This window comes from Lentzea sp. HUAS TT2 (assembly GCF_051853195.1).
In the GTDB taxonomy this organism is placed as follows: domain Bacteria; phylum Actinomycetota; class Actinomycetes; order Mycobacteriales; family Pseudonocardiaceae; genus Lentzea.
Genome location: NZ_CP196667.1, coordinates 357,263 through 371,886 on the forward strand (window position 1 = coordinate 357,263; position 14,624 = coordinate 371,886).

Here is a 14,624-nt window from a genome sequence, read left to right on the forward strand (position 1 = left end):
CTCGTCCCCATGAGACGAGAACGCCTGGCGCTGGCGGTCCTGCTGATCGCGACCGGCGCGCTGTACCTGTGGCGGCTGGGGGACTCGGGCTGGGCCAACGCCTACTACTCCGCCGCCGCGCAGGCCGGTGCGACGAGCTGGAAGGCGTGGTTCTTCGGCTCGTCGGACGCCTCGAACGCGATCACCGTCGACAAGACGCCCGCCTCGCTGTGGGTGATGGGCCTGTCCGCGCGGCTGTTCGGCGTCAACGCGTGGAGCATCCTGGTGCCGCAGGCGTTGATGGGCGTGGGCAGCGTCTGGCTGCTGTACGCGACGGTGCGCCGCTGGTTCTCCCCCGCGGCCGCGCTGATCTCCGGGGCGGTGCTCGCGCTCACCCCGGTCGCGGTGCTGATGTTCCGGTTCAACAACCCGGACGCGCTGCTGGTCCTGCTGATGGTCGCGGGCGCCTACTGCGTGACGCGGGCCGCGGAGAAGGCCAGCCCCTACTGGCTCGCGCTCGCCGGTGTCGCGGTCGGGTTCGGCTTCCTCACCAAGATGCTGCAGGCGTTCCTGGTGCTGCCCGCGTTCGCGCTGGCGTACCTGATCGCCGCGCCCACGTCCGCGGGCAGGAAGATCCTGCACCTGGCCGGTGCGTTCGGCGCCATGGTCGTCGCGGGCGGCTGGTGGATCGTCGCCGTCGAACTGACGCCGGACCGGCCCTACATCGGCGGGTCGCAGACGAACAGCGTGCTCGAACTGACGCTGGGCTACAACGGTTTCGGCCGCCTCACCGGTGACGAGGTCGGCAGCGTCGGCGGCGGCCGCGGGTGGGGTTCCGCGGGCTGGAGCCGCCTGCTGGGCGCGGAGATGGGCAGTCAGATCGCGTGGCTGCTGCCGGCCGCGGTGGTGCTGCTGGTCGCCGGGCTGTGGCTGACGAAGGGCCGTGCCCGCACCGCGCTCGCGCTGTGGGGCGGCTGGCTCGTCGTCACCGCCGGGGTGTTCAGCTTCATGAACGGGATCATCCACTCCTACTACACCGTGGCGCTGGCGCCCGCGATCGCCGCCATCGTCGGCATCGCGGCCACCGAGCTCTGGGAACGCCGGAGCGAACCCGTTGCGGCAGCGGTGCTTTCAGGTTCCGTCGCGCTGAGCGCACTGCAGTGCTACGTGCTGATCAACGGCTTCTCCACGCCCGTCGCCGTGCTCGTGCTGATGTCGGGGCTGATCGCCGCGGTCGGGCTGGTGCTGTCGATGCGCTGGGCCATCCCGGTCGCGCTCATCGCCGCGTTGCTCGGCCCCACCACGTACTCCTTCGCGACCGTCACCACCCCGCACACCGGCGCGCTGCCCGTCGCGGGCCCGTCCAGCGGCCGGATGGGCGGCATGGGCGGCGGCCTGCTCGACGCCACGACACCGGACGCCGAGGTCGTGACCCTGTTGCAGGACAACGCGGGCAGCTACAGGTGGGCCGCGGCGACGATCGGCTCCAACAACGCGGCCGGACTCCAGCTCGCGAGCGGGCAGCCGGTGATGGCGCTCGGCGGCTTCAACGGCACCGATCCCGCGCCGACCCTGGAGCAGTTCCAGGAGATGGTCCGGAATGGACAGATCCACTACTACGTCGCGGCCGGCCGGATGATGCAGGGCGAGAGCGGCAGCGACGCCGCCCACGACATCGCCGCGTGGGTCGCCGAGAACTACACCGCGACCACCGTCGCCGGTGCCACCCTCTACCGACTGGACGCCTCGTGACCGCCACACTCGCCCCCGCCCCCGTCACAGTGCCCCAGCAGCAGCCCCGCGACACGAAGACGGTGCACCGCAGCGCCTTCCTCGGCCTGCTCGCGGCGACCGCCGTGCTGTACCTGTGGAACCTCACGGCTTCCGGGTACGGCAACGAGTTCTACGCGGCGGCGACGCAGGCCGCGTCGCAGAGCTGGAAGGCGTTGCTGTTCGGCTCGCTCGACCCCGGCAACACGATCACGGTCGACAAGCCGCCCGCGTTCCTGTGGGTGAGCGGCCTGTTCGCGAAGGCGTTCGGCTTCTCCAGCTGGACCGTGCTCGCGCCGCAGGCACTGGAAGGCGTTGCGGCGGTGGGACTGCTGTACGCGACGGTGAAGCGCACGTCCGGCCCGGTCGCGGCCCTGTTCGCCGGCGCGGCCTTCGCGCTCACGCCGGTCGCGGTGCTGATGTTCCGGTTCAACCTGCCGGACGCGTTGCTGGTGCTGCTGATGGTCGCGGCCGCGTACTGCACCGTGCGGGCACTGGAGAAGGCGAACCCGTTGTGGCTGGCGCTCGCGGGCTCGGCGATCGGGTTCGCGTTCCTCACCAAGATGCTGCAGGCGTTCCTGGTGCTGCCCGCACTCGCGCTGGCCTACCTGGTCGCGGCACCCACCTCGCCCCTCAAGCGGCTGCTGCACCTGCTCGGCGCCGGTGTCGCGGTCGTCGTGTCGGCCGGGTGGTTCATCGCGCTGGTCGCGCTCTGGCCGGCGGACAGCCGCCCGTACATCGGCGGGTCGACCAACGACTCGTTGTGGGAACTGGCCATCGGCTACAACGGGCTCGGCCGCATCTTCGGCAGTTCCGGCGGTGGTCCCGGCGGTGGCGGAATGGGCGGCAACGGGAACATCGGATTCGGCGGGGAAACGGGGATCGGCCGTTTGTTCGGCGCCAGCATGGGCCCGGAGATCTCCTGGCTGCTGCCCGCCGCGGTGATCGGACTGGGCGCCGGGCTGTGGTTCCTGCGTCGCGCGCCACGCACTGACCGCACCCGTGCGGCGTTGATCGTGTGGGGTGGCTGGGTGCTCGTGAGCGGTGCGGTGTTCAGCTTCATGAGCGGCATCACGCACCCCTACTACACGGTCGCCCTGGCGCCCGCGATCGCCGCGGTGGTGGGCATCGCCGGACGTGAGCTGTGGCGCGGCCGCGGCCACTTCCCGGCGCGGATGGCGCTGACGGCGATGGTCGCGGCGACCGGCGTGTGGGGCTTCATCCTGCTCGACCGCACGCCGGACTGGACGCCGTGGCTGCGCTGGGTGCTGCTGGCCGTCACCGCGGCCGCCGTGTTCGCGCTGGTGTTCGGGCTGAACGGCCGCCGCTGGCTGGCGGCCGTGCTGGTGGTGGCGGCGTTGCTCGGCACGTCCGGGTACGCGTTCGCGACCGCCGCGACGACGCACAGCGGGTCGATCCCGTTGTCAGGGCCGCGTTCCCAGCAGGGCGGCGGCATGGGCATGCGGGAGGGCACGTCGTCCACGGAGGTCGTGCAGCTGCTGAAGGCCGCGGGCACCGAGTGGGCCGCCGCGACGGTCGGCGCCCAGAGCGCGGCGTCGCTGCAGCTGGCGTCCGGCCGGTCGGTGATCGCGATCGGCGGCTGGAACGGCAGCGATCCCGCGCCCACGCTCGACGAGTTCAAGGCTCTCGTCGCCCAGGACAAGGTGGGGTACTACGTCGAGGGTGGTGGCGGCGGAGGCCGTGGTGGCGACAGCGAGATCGCCGAGTGGGTCGCCGCGAACTTCCAGGCCATGACCGCGGGCGGCCAGACGATCTACGACCTGACCGCCGGCTGAGCCTCAGATCCGGCCGGTGTCGGCGGGGAGCACCTCGCCCGGCACCGGCCCGATCGTGTCCGCCGACTCGTCGTCGGCCCACAGCAGCGGGATCAGGTCGGCTCCGCGCTTGAACAGCCACGGAATCCCCTTGAGCATCAGCCACGCCATGTGGTGCCAGACCGTCAGCTCGCGGCCGCCGGAACACTCCAGGCTGACCTCGTCGAACCGGTGCCCGAGCGCGGTCAGCTCGGCCGCGAACGCCCGCGCCAGCATGCGGTGGCCGCGTTCGGACGGGTGCAGCCGGTCGACCGCCCACGTCTCCAGCTCGTACGCGCCGGGCATGGTGTGCAGGTCGACGCAGCGGATCCCGTGCCGCGCCACGACGACGTCGACCACGCGGTTGTACTCGTCGATGCGGTCCTTGAGCACCCGCCGCAACCGGCCGGGCAGCTTGAACACTCGGCCCTGGTCGTGGAACCGCACGGTGACGACCGAGACCCCGGCCGCGGTCAGCTCACGACAGACGTGGTCGAGGTCCTCGTGCATCCGCCGCACGGAGAAGTCGGACCGGAGCGTGTCGTTCACGCCGGCGATGACGACGGCCGCGCTGGGCCTGTCCCGCAACGCCTGCGGCAGCTGAGTGCGTCTGACGTCGGCCAGGCGCGCACCGGAGACGGCGTAGTTGCGATAGCCGTTGTCCGAGTAGGCGGACGAGAGGATCGGGCCGAAGCCGCGCCAGCCGCCGGGCACGAGGTCGCCGATCCCGACCGCTGTCGAGTCACCGAGTAACACCAGCACGCGGTTCAGGATCAGCTGGCCCGGTGATCCGGGAATGACCGTGCGGGAACGGTTCAGCGAAATGCTGGGTAAAGCGGGAGTTCGAGCACCTCAGGGCCGTAGCGATCGGCCAGTGCCCCGATCACCGCGTCGGCGTGCGAGGCGACCGTCTTCTCGCCCAGCAGCAGCGCGTCGGACCGCAACCGCATCCACCGGCCCGTCAGCACGACGCTGCGCGGCGGGGCGTTGACAACGTTGGGCATCGGCTTCGAGAGCGCCCGCCACGTCGCGAGCCAGACCCACAGCAGCTGGGCCTCCAGCAGCCGCGGTAAGAACACCGCGTCGTCGTCCATCTCCGGCCACACCGAGCCGACCTCGGCGCGCCAGGCGGCGACCATGGCCTCGGACATCCCCGGCGGCAGGCCCCATCCGCACCAGCAGGACGGGAACGGCACGCGCAGCGCGGCGGCGTCGAACACGATGTCGCGGACGCAGCCGCCCTCGAAGTCGACGAACCGGACCCCGCGCGAGGTGACCAGGTGGTTGTCCGGGCACGACGTCGACGGGCTGAACGCGCGCCGCCGTGAGGTGCTGAACGCCCGAGCCGACGCCGCGGCGAACTCGACGGCCTGCGTGGACGTGCCGACGCCCAGGGTGGTCTCGAGCAGCCCCGGTAAGCCGGCGATCGCCGCGTGCACGTCGACCGCGATCGGGTCCTGGCAGCACTGCGCGCCCGCCCTGCGCATCAACGCGTCGAAGTCCGCGTCACGGCCCGCCGTCGTGGCGTGCAGGCGGCCCATGGCGTGTGCCCACGAGAGCAGGCCTCGTTCGGCCGCTCGTGCGTCCTTGGCGTGCAGCTTCTCGGACAACCTCGGCGCACGGCCCAGGTCTTCCAGCACGACCAGACGCGACGCCGCGTCGTGGGCGAAGAGTTCCGGTGTGGCGCGCTCTTCGGCCGGCAGCGCGGTCAGCAGCTGATGGCTGACGGCCTCGTGCGCCCACGGGTCGCGGTCGCCGGTCCCGGCGGGATAGCGCTTCACGACCAGGGTGCGGGGCATCGAGAACGGTGAGGACGCGACTCGCACACGAATGACGACGGAACGACCGGTACCCCCGAGAGCCTCGGGGTCCGCGAGGCGCACCTGTGCGCCCAGTCGTTTGGTCAGTACTCGCTCAGCCGCCCCGACAGCGTCTGCGATCTCAGGTGAAGTCGTGTCGGGAGGGCCCGCGGTGATCTCCACGCTCATCCCCTCCGACCCTACTCCCCAAGTCCGTGAGCCGGACCGACGCTAATCCGGCCAGGCTTCGACCACCACTACTCGTTGATAACGGCTCGCGCTGTTTCCGGATCCCCCTCCGACGTGTGGACGTGTGGAAACACCTTCCGTTGCCCACTACGTGCCGATCAACCCGAACGATCGGCGCCAGGACGTCAATACCGATCAAGTAGCTGCTCGATCGGGCGAACGGGTCTCATGTTCTGGGACGCACGGAGGCACCTGGTGGGTTGCCTCCGTGCGCGAAAAGATCGTTAAGCCTTCGGCTCGGCCTTCTCGGAGGCCTTCTCGGCGGCCTTCTCCTGGGGCTTCGCGTCCACACCGGCCTCCTTGCGCTGCTGCGCCGTGATGGGCGCCGGAGCGGCCGTCAGCGGGTCGTAGCCGCCACCCGACTTCGGGAACGCGATGACCTCGCGGATCGAGTCTGCGCCCGCGAGCAGCATGCAGAGGCGGTCCCAGCCGAGCGCGATGCCGCCGTGGGGCGGGGCGCCGTACTTGAACGCGTCGAGCAGGAAGCCGAACTTCTCCTGCGCCTCCTCGGCACCGATGCCCATGACGTTGAACGCGCGCTGCTGCACGTCCGCGCGGTGGATACGGATCGAGCCACCGCCGAGCTCGTTGCCGTTGAGGATCACGTCGTAGGCGTAGGCCAGCGCGTTGCCAGGGTCGGTCTCGAAGTTGTCGATCCACTCCGGGGTCGGCGAGGTGAACGCGTGGTGCAGCGCCGTCCAGTTGCCGCCGCCGACCGCGACGTCGCCGGCCTCGAGCTTGTCGACCGACTCGAACATCGGGAAGTCGACGACCCACGCGAACGCCCAGGCGTTCTCGTCGATCAGGCCGACGCGGTGCGCGATCTCCACACGAGCGGCACCCAGCAGGGCCCGCGCGTCACGGGCCTCGCCCGCGCCGAAGAAGATGCAGTCGCCCGCGTTGGCGCCGACGGCCTTCGCGAGACCCTCGCGCTCGGTGTCGGTGAGGTTCTTCGCGACCGGGCCGCCCAGCGTGCCGTCCTCCTGGACCAGCACGTACGCGAGACCCTTGTGGCCGCGCTGCTTGGCGAACTCCTGCCACGCGTCGAGCGTGCGCCGCGGCTGCGAGGCACCACCCGGCATGACCACGGCACCGACGTACGGCGCCTGGAACACGCGGAACGTCGTGTCCTTGAAGTACTCGGTCAGCTCGGTGAGCTCCAGCTCGAAGCGCAGGTCCGGCTTGTCCGAGCCGTACTTCGCCATCGCGTCGGCGTAGGAGACCCGGCGGAACGGCAGCGGCAGCTCGACGCCCTTGGTCTCCTTCCAGATCGCGGCCAGCAGCTTCTCGGTGAGCGCGATGACGTCGTCCTGCTCGACGAAGCTCATCTCGACGTCGAGCTGGGTGAACTCCGGCTGGCGGTCGGCGCGGAAGTCCTCGTCGCGGTAGCAGCGGGCGATCTGGTAGTACCGCTCCATGCCGCCGACCATCAGCAGCTGCTTGAACAGCTGCGGCGACTGCGGCAGCGCGTACCAGGAACCCGGACGCAGCCGCGCCGGCACCAGGAAGTCACGCGCGCCCTCAGGGGTGGACCGGGTCAGCGTCGGCGTCTCGATCTCGACGAACTGCTCGCCGTGCAGCACCTCGCGGGCGATGCGGCTGACCTCGCTGCGCAGCCGGATGGCCTTGGCCGGGGCGGACCGGCGCAGGTCGAGGTAGCGGTGCTTGAGACGGGCCTCCTCGCCGGGCTCCACGTCGCTCTCGACCTGGAACGGCAGCGGCGCGGCCTCGTTGAGGACCTCGAGGTCGCTCACGTAGACCTCGATGGCGCCGGTGGGGAGCTCGGGGTTCTCGCTGCCCTCGGGACGCTTGCTGACCTCACCGGTGACCTTGACGACGTACTCGCTGCGCAGCCGGTGCGCGCGCTCCGCCATCTCGCCCTCGCGGAAGACGACCTGGGCGACGCCGCTCGCGTCGCGGAGGTCGATGAAGATGACACCGCCGTGATCCCGCCGGCGAGCGACCCACCCGGTGAGGGTGACGGACTGCCCGGCGTGCTCGGCCCGGAGTGATCCGGCCTCGTGCGTGCGCAACACGGTGGTGGCTCCTTGTAGACGAAGTCAGCTTTGCCGTCAAGGCTAGCCGGAGGCACCGACAGATTTTCAGGCAGGGCTTTCCCGCTCCGGAGATGATCTCTCCAGCAGCGGCTTCGCCTTCGCCCACGCCGCGTGCCAGCCGGGGTCGACCTGCTCGGCGTCGCCCCACTCCGCGATCCGGTGGAGCAGGTCGAGCAGCCGCGCCCGCGGCGCCGGCGCGAGCGACGGCAGCACCTCGACGAGGAACGGCAGCACCGCCGTGGCGGCACCGCACACGAACCCGCCCTCCTCGTGCACCGTCCGGTCCAGGTCGGTGATGGCCCTCTCGACCACCTCGGGATCCGAGGACAGCAGCGCCCGCACGTGACCGGGCGTGTCCAGCGCGGGCCCGTACGCGTGGTCGATCGAGTGCCACGCGACGTCGTCCAGCCCCTCCAGCGTCATCCGAGCTCCAGCAGCACCGACGTGGCCAGCGTCGAGACCTTCTGCCCCAGCGACGTCACACCGTGGTCGTGCACCCTCTCGGCGACGAGGTCCCGGTACTCGCGAGCCTGCGCGACGCCGGTCAGCCACACCGCGAAGGCGCGGAGCCGCACGTCCGGATCGGCGATCCACACCGGCACGAAGGGCACGACCAGGCCCACGTCGGTGGTGTCGCGTTCGAACAGCCGGCGCAGGTAGTCGAGCGCTTCCGTCCGCCACGGCAGCACGTCCACCAGAGCCAGCACGAGGTCGATGCCGTCGAAGTCCTTGGGCCCCACCAGCCAGAGCACGTGCTCCAGCACCTCGTCGTAGCCCATCTCGAACGACCCGGTCGCGAGGAACAGCTCCAGGTCCCCTGTCAGCCCGCGCAGGATCACGTCGGCGTCCGGCCTGGTCGCCGCCGACACGAGCAGCCGCGCCAGCGGTTCGTCACCGGAGACCGTCAGGTCCCGCAACCACTCCACCGCCGCCTCGTCGCCGCGCCCGGCGAACTCCGTGGCGACGATCACCAGGCACAGCCGCGTGGCCGGATCGAGCTCCTCCTCCCACCGCCGGGACAGGGCTGGCAGCACGAGCGCGCTGTCCCCGCGCCCTTTCCCCAGCATGAACAACACGCCCCGCCGCACCGCCGCCGAACTGTGGTCGAGCAGAGCCAGCAACGCCGGTTTCGAGGCCTCCCACGCGGCCGGCCAGCTCGGGTGCACCCCGTTGGAGCCGCTGCCCCCGGCGACCGCGATCGCGCCGCACAGGTTCTCCAGCAGCCACTCGCGGCTGGGCGTGCTGTCGTGCGCGACCAGGTCGAGCAGGAACGGCCACGCCGCCGCCGTCGCCTCGCTGACCTCGGACTCCTCCCCGGTCAGGTGCCGCACCAGCTCCTCGTGCGGCTCGACGGAGGTCCTGGCCTGCCTCAGCAACCTGGGAAGGTCGTCGGCGTACCCGTCGTGACTGCGCAACCGGTACCAGTCGATGCCCTTCAGACCCTCCACCATGGACCCAACAATAGGAAAAGGCCGCGACCAGGACGGTCGCGGCCTTTCACTCAGTGCTCAGCTCACGCGGTCGGCGCGAGGTACAGCAGGCGGTTCGGCGAACCGGAGCCCGGGTTCGTCACCTTCGACGGCGTCGACTGCGCGATCAGGTACGAGGCGACCTGGGCCGGCGTGGCCGACGCGTTCGTCGAGAGGTAGCGAGCGGCCGCACCCGCGACGTGCGGGGTGGCCATCGACGTACCGGAGATGGAGTTGGTGGCGCTGTCGGACGTGTTCCACGCCGACGTGATGGCCGAGCCCGGCGCGAAGATGTCGAGCACCGCGCCGAAGTTCGAGTACGACGCGCGGGCGTCGGTGCGCTCGGTGGCGCCCACGGTGATCGCCTCGGTCACACGGGCCGGGGAGAACGTGCTGGCGTTGGCGTTGGAGTTGCCCGCCGCCACGGCGAACGTGACGCCCTTGGCGATGGCGTTGCGCACGGCCGTGTCGAGCGTGGCGTTGGCGCCACCACCCAGCGACAGGTTGGCGACGGCCGGCTTGACGGCGTTGGCGCCCACCCAGTCGATGCCGGCCGCGACGCCCGCGAGGGTGCCGGAGCCGTTGTTGTCGAGCACGCGGACGGCGACGATCTTCGCGGCCTTCGCGACGCCGTACTGCGAGCCCGCGATGGTGCCGGCGACGTGCGTGCCGTGGCCGTTGCCGTCCTGCGCGACGTTGTCGTTGTCCACGAAGTCGCGGCCGTTCGAGGCGCGGCCCCCGAACGTCGAGTGGCTGATGCGGACACCGGTGTCGATGACGTACGCCGTCACGCCGGCGCCGGTGGAGGTGTAGCTGTAGGAGCTGTTGAGCGGCAGGTTGCGCTGGTCGATGCGGTCGAGACCCCAGGACGGCGGGTTCGTCTGCGTGGCCTGGGTGTGGACGACCTGGTCGGCCTCCACGAAGTCCACCGACGGGTCGGCGGCCAGGCGCTTGGCCTGCTTCTCGGTCAGCTTCACGTTGAAGCCGCCGAAGGTCTTGTACTCGCGCTCGACGGTGCCGCCGAAACGCGAAGCGAGGGCGTGCCCGTTCGCCTTGCCCTCCTTCAGCTTCACGATGAAGCTGCCGGCGATCTTCTCCGGTGCGTTGAGCGACAGCACCTCGCCTTCCGCGGCAGAGGCGTTGGGAACCATCAGAACCGACATGGCGAGGGAGGCCACGCCGGCGCCGGCCAGGAACCGGATCTTTCGCGTCATGATTCGCATTCCGTTCTTTGCAGGGGAACGAAGCGCTTTCGACGTTATGGAGAGATCCGGTTCCTGCCAAGGGTGTCTTAAGATTTAAGACGGTCCTGCATTGCCGGACAATTCACCTTTCACAGGGATGGCGGCCAGTAAAGGATACGAGTGACGGGTGGCGTGCCGGGGGTGCCCGTGGTAACCAGCGCGCGCTCGACCTGCGCGGGCGTGGCAGCGCGGTTGCGTTCCAGGAACCGTGCCGCGACACCGGCCGCGTGCGGTGCGGCCATGGACGAACCGCTCAGCACGTTGGTCGCGGTGTCGGAGGTGTTCCAGGCAGAGGGAATGCTCACGCCGGCCGCCCAGATGTCCACCAGGGGCCCGTAGTTCGACGACGAGGACTTGGTGTCGTTCTGCGTCAACGCACCCACGCAGATCGCCTGCGAGACCCGTTGCGGCGACGAGTTCCCCGGGTCGGTGTTGCTGCCGCCGGCCGCGACCGTGTACGAGACGCCCGAGTCGATCGACTTCTTCACCGCCGCGTCCAGCGCCGCGGAAGCGCTGCCGCCCAACGACATGTTGGCCACCGCGGGCTTCACGGCGTTGTTCGTCACCCAGTCGACCCCCGCGATGACACCGGAGATCGTGCCGGAACCGGACCCGTTGAGCACCCGCACGCCCCACACCGTCGCCTGCTTCGCGACGCCGTACGTCTTGCCCGCCGCGATGCCCGCGACATGAGTGCCGTGGCCGTTGTCGTCCTGGGCGATCGCGTCGTTGTCGACGGTGTCCCAGCCGTTGCGCGCACGCCCGCCGAACTCCGCGTGCGTCACGCGAAGACCGGTGTCGATCACGTAGATGTTCACGCCACGGCCGGTGGTCGTGTACTCGTAGCGCTGGTCGAGCGGTAACGCGCGCTGGTCGATCCGGTCCAGCCCCCAGGGCGGGTTGAGCTGGACGCTGTTGGCGTGCACGATCCCGTCACGCTCCACAGAGGACACGTTCGGGTCGGCCTTGAGCGCACGGAGCTGCGCCGGCGTCAGCCGGGCGCTGAACCCGTTCAGCACAGAGGTGTAGCGGTGCTCGACGGCACCGCTGAAGGTCGACACGGCGCCGTCCTTCAGCACGACGATGTACGACGACGTGGCAGCGGACGCCGGGGCGACCACGACCGTTGCCGCGAGGGCGGCGACTGCCAGCAGGGCTCTCACGGGCAGACTTCCTTTCATTTGCAGGGAGAACGGCCCCGGCTCGCAGGGAACCGGGGCCGCACATCTCTCAGGGCTGCGATCAGCTGGTCGGGGCCCAGTACAGAAGCCTCGTGGTCGTGTTCGCGCCGGGGTTGGTCACCTTGCCGTTGGTGGCGTTGGAGGTGATCGCGGTCGCCACCTGGGCGGGCGTCACGTTCGCGTTGCCCTGCAGGTAGCGGGCCACCACGCCGGCGACGTGAGGCGACGCCATCGAGGTGCCGGAGATGGTGTTCGTGGCCGTGTCACTGGTGTTCCACGTGGACGTGATGCCGCCACCGGGCGCGAAGACGTCCACCACGGGACCGTAGTTGGAGAAAGAGGAACGGGCGTCGGTGCGCTCGGTGGAGCCGACCGTCAGCGCCGCGGCCACTCGCGCGGGCGAGGTGTTCGCCGCGTTCGTGTTGGAGTTGCCCGCCGCGACGGCGAACGTCACGCCACGCGTGATCGCGCCGGACACGGCGTTGTCGAGCGAGGTGTTGGCGCCGCCGCCGAGCGACATGTTGGCGACCGCGGGCTTGACGTGGTTCGACGCCACCCAGTTCACGCCGGCTACGACACCGGCGATCGTGCCCGATCCCGAGTTGTTCAGCACGCGCACGCCGATGATGTTCGCCTGCTTCGCGACACCGTGCACCGTGCCCGCGACCGTGCCGGCGACGTGCGTGCCGTGGCCGTTGCCGTCCTGCGCGACGGAGTCGTTGTCCACGAAGTCGTAGCCGTTGCGGGCGCGGCCGCCGAAGTCGCGGTGCGTGATGCGGACGCCGGTGTCGATGATGTAGGCGTTCACGCCGGAGCCGGTGCTGTTGTAGGTGTAGCGCTGGTCGAGCGGCAGGTTGCGCTGGTCGATCCGGTCGAGGCCCCACGACGGCGGGTTGACCTGCGTGGCCTGGATGCTGACGACCTGGTCGCGTTCGACGTACTCGACCGAGGGGTCAGCCGCGAGTCTGCGCGCCTGCGCGTCGCTCATCTTGACCGAGAAGCCCTGGAAGACGGCGTCGTAGACGTACCCGACCTGGCCGCCGAACCGGGAACCGAGGGTCTGCGCGCTCGCGGTGACCCCGCCGTCCTTCAGCTTCACGATGAAGCTTCCGGCGATGTTCTCACCGGGCGAGACGCGGATCTCGCCCACCGCGGCGGTGGCGGGAGCCGCGAAGGCGGCGATCATGACCGCCGAGCCCAGCAGAGTTGCAGTCTTGCGCATTGTGCAGTCCTGTTCGTCGCAGGGATGCTCAAGAACCAAACGGGGCTATAGGCGGCGTAATAGTCCCGAGATCTGAACCTGCCGAGTTTCGAACCAGGACAAAACCGCCGATCGGCTGTACCGCGTTCCCTTTGCTGCCGATAGCCTTCCGATCTTGACTCCGTGAAACGGAGGAGTGATGCTCACGATTTACCCACCGCGCGAGGAGCTCGCCGACCTTCTCGTGACGGGTCCGTTCGCGGACGCGCTGCGGGTCGCGATCCAGGTGCGAGGGCTCAGCCTGGAACGGTTGCAGCACCGCCTGAAGACGCGGGGCGCCCCGATCAGCGTGACGGCGCTGAGCTACTGGCAGTCCGGCCGGCGCAGACCCGAGCGGCCGGAGTCGCTGATGGCGCTCGCCCACCTGGAGGACGTGCTCGGACTACCCGCGAGCGCACTGAGCCGCCTGCTGGGCCCGCCGCGGCCGCGGGGCCGTTCACGCAGGCGGGAGCAGTCGGCGCGGGCGCCGTGGGACGGGTCGGGGCTGGTGCTGACCGCCCAGCACGACCGGGTCGAGGTCGCGTCCTGCGGCGGTGTGCGCGGTGTCCGGTCACGGCAGGTCATGCGGGCGAACTCCGCCAATGTGGACCGCTGGATCCTTTGTCAGGAAACGGGTTCCGCGCAGCCCGCGCTCACCGCCGTCCGTTCCTGCCGGGTCGGCCGGATCGCCAGGGAACGCACGAACGGCGTCCTCGTCGCGGAGATCCTCTTCGACGAACCGATCTCCACCGGTGAGTCGATCGCGATCGAGTACGAATTGATCTATCCACATCCGACCGTCGAGCACACGCATTTCCGGCGGTTCGGCGAACGCGTGCACGACTACGTGCTGGAGATCAAATTCCCGCCGGAGTCCCCGCCCGTCTCGTGCGAGCAATTCTCGTCCGGCCCTGCCGGTGCGGAAATGTTCGGCGGCGCCCGCCCCGCCCCCGTGGACGAAGGGGGCTACGCGCACGCCGCCGCGCTCGACTTCGGCCCCGGTCTCTACGGCATGCGCTGGACCGCGGCCGCGAACGCCTCCGGGTCGTCCACCCAGGGGAAGTGACCGGCGCCGGGCTGCAGCACGAACTCGGCGGCCGGGAACAGGTCCGCGTACTCGCGCGCACGGTTCGGCGGGAGTCCGACGTCGTACCCGCCGGCGACGAAAAGCGTTGGCACGTCGAGCTTCTCGAGGCCGGCGCGCACCTGCTCGGGGTCGAAGGCGCCCTCGGCGTAGTACTCGCGCGCGGCCTCGTCGTTGGACGGGTGGTCTTCCAGTGCCCTCGCGGCGTCGTTCCAGCGGCCGTAGTGGAACGGGGCGATCTTCGCGAACGCCTCGGGCGTGAAGTTGCCCGCCCAGATCTCCTCGAAGCCCTTGATCGCCTCGGCGTACCAGGGTTCGGCCGAGCGCAGTTCGGCGACGGCCCTGCGGTCGTCGTCGGTCACGTCGATGCCGACCACGCGCGGACTGGGAGCGACGAGCAGGAGTTTCTTGACGTGCTGCGGAAAACGCGTGGCGTACAGGATCGCGAGCGTGCCGCCCGCGGAGTGGCCGAACAGCCTGATCTTGTCGAGCCCGAGGTGCTGCCGCAGCGCCTCCACGTCGCCGACCTGGTGGTCGACGCGGTACTGGTCGGCCTTCTCCGAGTCGCCGGTGCCGCGCAGGTCCAGCCGGATCACGTCGTCCAGCGGCAGTCCGCCCAGGTACGACGACGCCTGCATCGGCCCACCAGGCAGGCAGATCAACGGGTCGTCGGCCTCGCCGTGGTAGACGAGGCCGACACCGTCTGAAGTGCTGAAAGTCCCCATGGCCCGCAGTGTG

At 70.2% G+C, this 14,624-nt stretch carries 12 protein-coding genes; 3 read left to right on the forward strand and 9 right to left on the reverse strand.

Translation table 11 applies throughout. The features are described from left to right. The first annotated feature begins 9 nt into the window (after positions 1-9). Together ACSHWB_RS01815 and ACSHWB_RS01820 are read left to right on the forward strand one after the other, a co-directional pair. On the forward strand, positions 10-1,731 hold the full coding sequence (locus ACSHWB_RS01815) for an ArnT family glycosyltransferase (RefSeq protein ID WP_439660340.1): 1,722 nt from the start codon (positions 10-12) through the stop codon (positions 1,729-1,731). Further along, complete coding sequence (locus tag ACSHWB_RS01820; RefSeq protein ID WP_439660341.1) at positions 1,728-3,545, forward strand: ArnT family glycosyltransferase; 1,818 nt, start codon at positions 1,728-1,730, stop codon at positions 3,543-3,545. Before ACSHWB_RS01815 ends, ACSHWB_RS01820 begins: the two co-directional genes overlap by 4 nt. A 3-nt stretch (positions 3,546-3,548) precedes the next feature. Here ACSHWB_RS01820 and ACSHWB_RS01825 read toward each other — a convergent pair whose 3' ends face one another. The 8 genes from ACSHWB_RS01825 to ACSHWB_RS01860 form a co-directional block, all read right to left on the reverse strand. Then, positions 3,549-4,325, reverse strand: coding sequence for an SGNH/GDSL hydrolase family protein (locus tag ACSHWB_RS01825; protein ID WP_439660342.1), 777 nt, complete (start codon positions 4,323-4,325; stop codon positions 3,549-3,551). Positions 4,326-4,378: 53 nt separating this feature from the next. After that, on the reverse strand, positions 4,379-5,551 hold the full coding sequence (locus ACSHWB_RS01830; RefSeq protein WP_439660343.1) for a hypothetical protein: 1,173 nt from the start codon (positions 5,549-5,551) through the stop codon (positions 4,379-4,381). Positions 5,552-5,835: 284 nt separating this feature from the next. Then, the gene (gene aspS, locus ACSHWB_RS01835) at positions 5,836-7,647 is read right to left on the reverse strand and encodes an aspartate--tRNA ligase (protein ID WP_439660344.1); all 1,812 of its coding nucleotides are present in this window, start codon (positions 7,645-7,647) and stop codon (positions 5,836-5,838) included. A 66-nt stretch (positions 7,648-7,713) separates the two neighbouring features. After that, positions 7,714-8,091 (reverse strand): hypothetical protein, encoded by a 378-nt coding sequence (locus ACSHWB_RS01840; protein ID WP_439660345.1) that lies wholly within the window; start codon positions 8,089-8,091, stop codon positions 7,714-7,716. Next, entirely contained in the window at positions 8,088-9,119 is a 1,032-nt protein-coding gene (locus ACSHWB_RS01845) for a hypothetical protein (protein WP_439660346.1), read from the reverse strand. The genes ACSHWB_RS01840 and ACSHWB_RS01845 overlap by 4 nt, the downstream gene beginning before the upstream one ends. Before the next feature lie 62 nt (positions 9,120-9,181). Continuing rightward, positions 9,182-10,351 (reverse strand): S8 family peptidase, encoded by a 1,170-nt coding sequence (locus ACSHWB_RS01850; RefSeq protein ID WP_439660347.1) that lies wholly within the window; start codon positions 10,349-10,351, stop codon positions 9,182-9,184. Positions 10,352-10,470: 119 nt separating this feature from the next. Continuing rightward, on the reverse strand, positions 10,471-11,544 hold the full coding sequence (locus ACSHWB_RS01855) for a S8 family peptidase (protein WP_439660348.1): 1,074 nt from the start codon (positions 11,542-11,544) through the stop codon (positions 10,471-10,473). Positions 11,545-11,623: 79 nt separating this feature from the next. Beyond that, a complete protein-coding gene (locus ACSHWB_RS01860) occupies positions 11,624-12,784 on the reverse strand; it encodes a S8 family peptidase (protein WP_439660349.1) in 1,161 nt (386 codons plus the stop codon). A 178-nt stretch (positions 12,785-12,962) separates the two neighbouring features. Between ACSHWB_RS01860 and ACSHWB_RS01865 the strand changes: the two genes are divergently transcribed. Further along, positions 12,963-13,868, forward strand: a complete 906-nt coding sequence (locus ACSHWB_RS01865) for a helix-turn-helix domain-containing protein (RefSeq protein WP_439660350.1) — start codon at positions 12,963-12,965, stop codon at positions 13,866-13,868. On the opposite strand, the gene ACSHWB_RS01870 is transcribed toward ACSHWB_RS01865, so the two are convergent. After that, the gene (locus ACSHWB_RS01870; protein ID WP_439660351.1) at positions 13,808-14,611 is read right to left on the reverse strand and encodes an alpha/beta fold hydrolase; all 804 of its coding nucleotides are present in this window, start codon (positions 14,609-14,611) and stop codon (positions 13,808-13,810) included. The two genes, ACSHWB_RS01865 and ACSHWB_RS01870, sit on opposite strands and share 61 nt — an antisense overlap. Between the last annotated feature and the right edge of the window lie 13 nt (positions 14,612-14,624).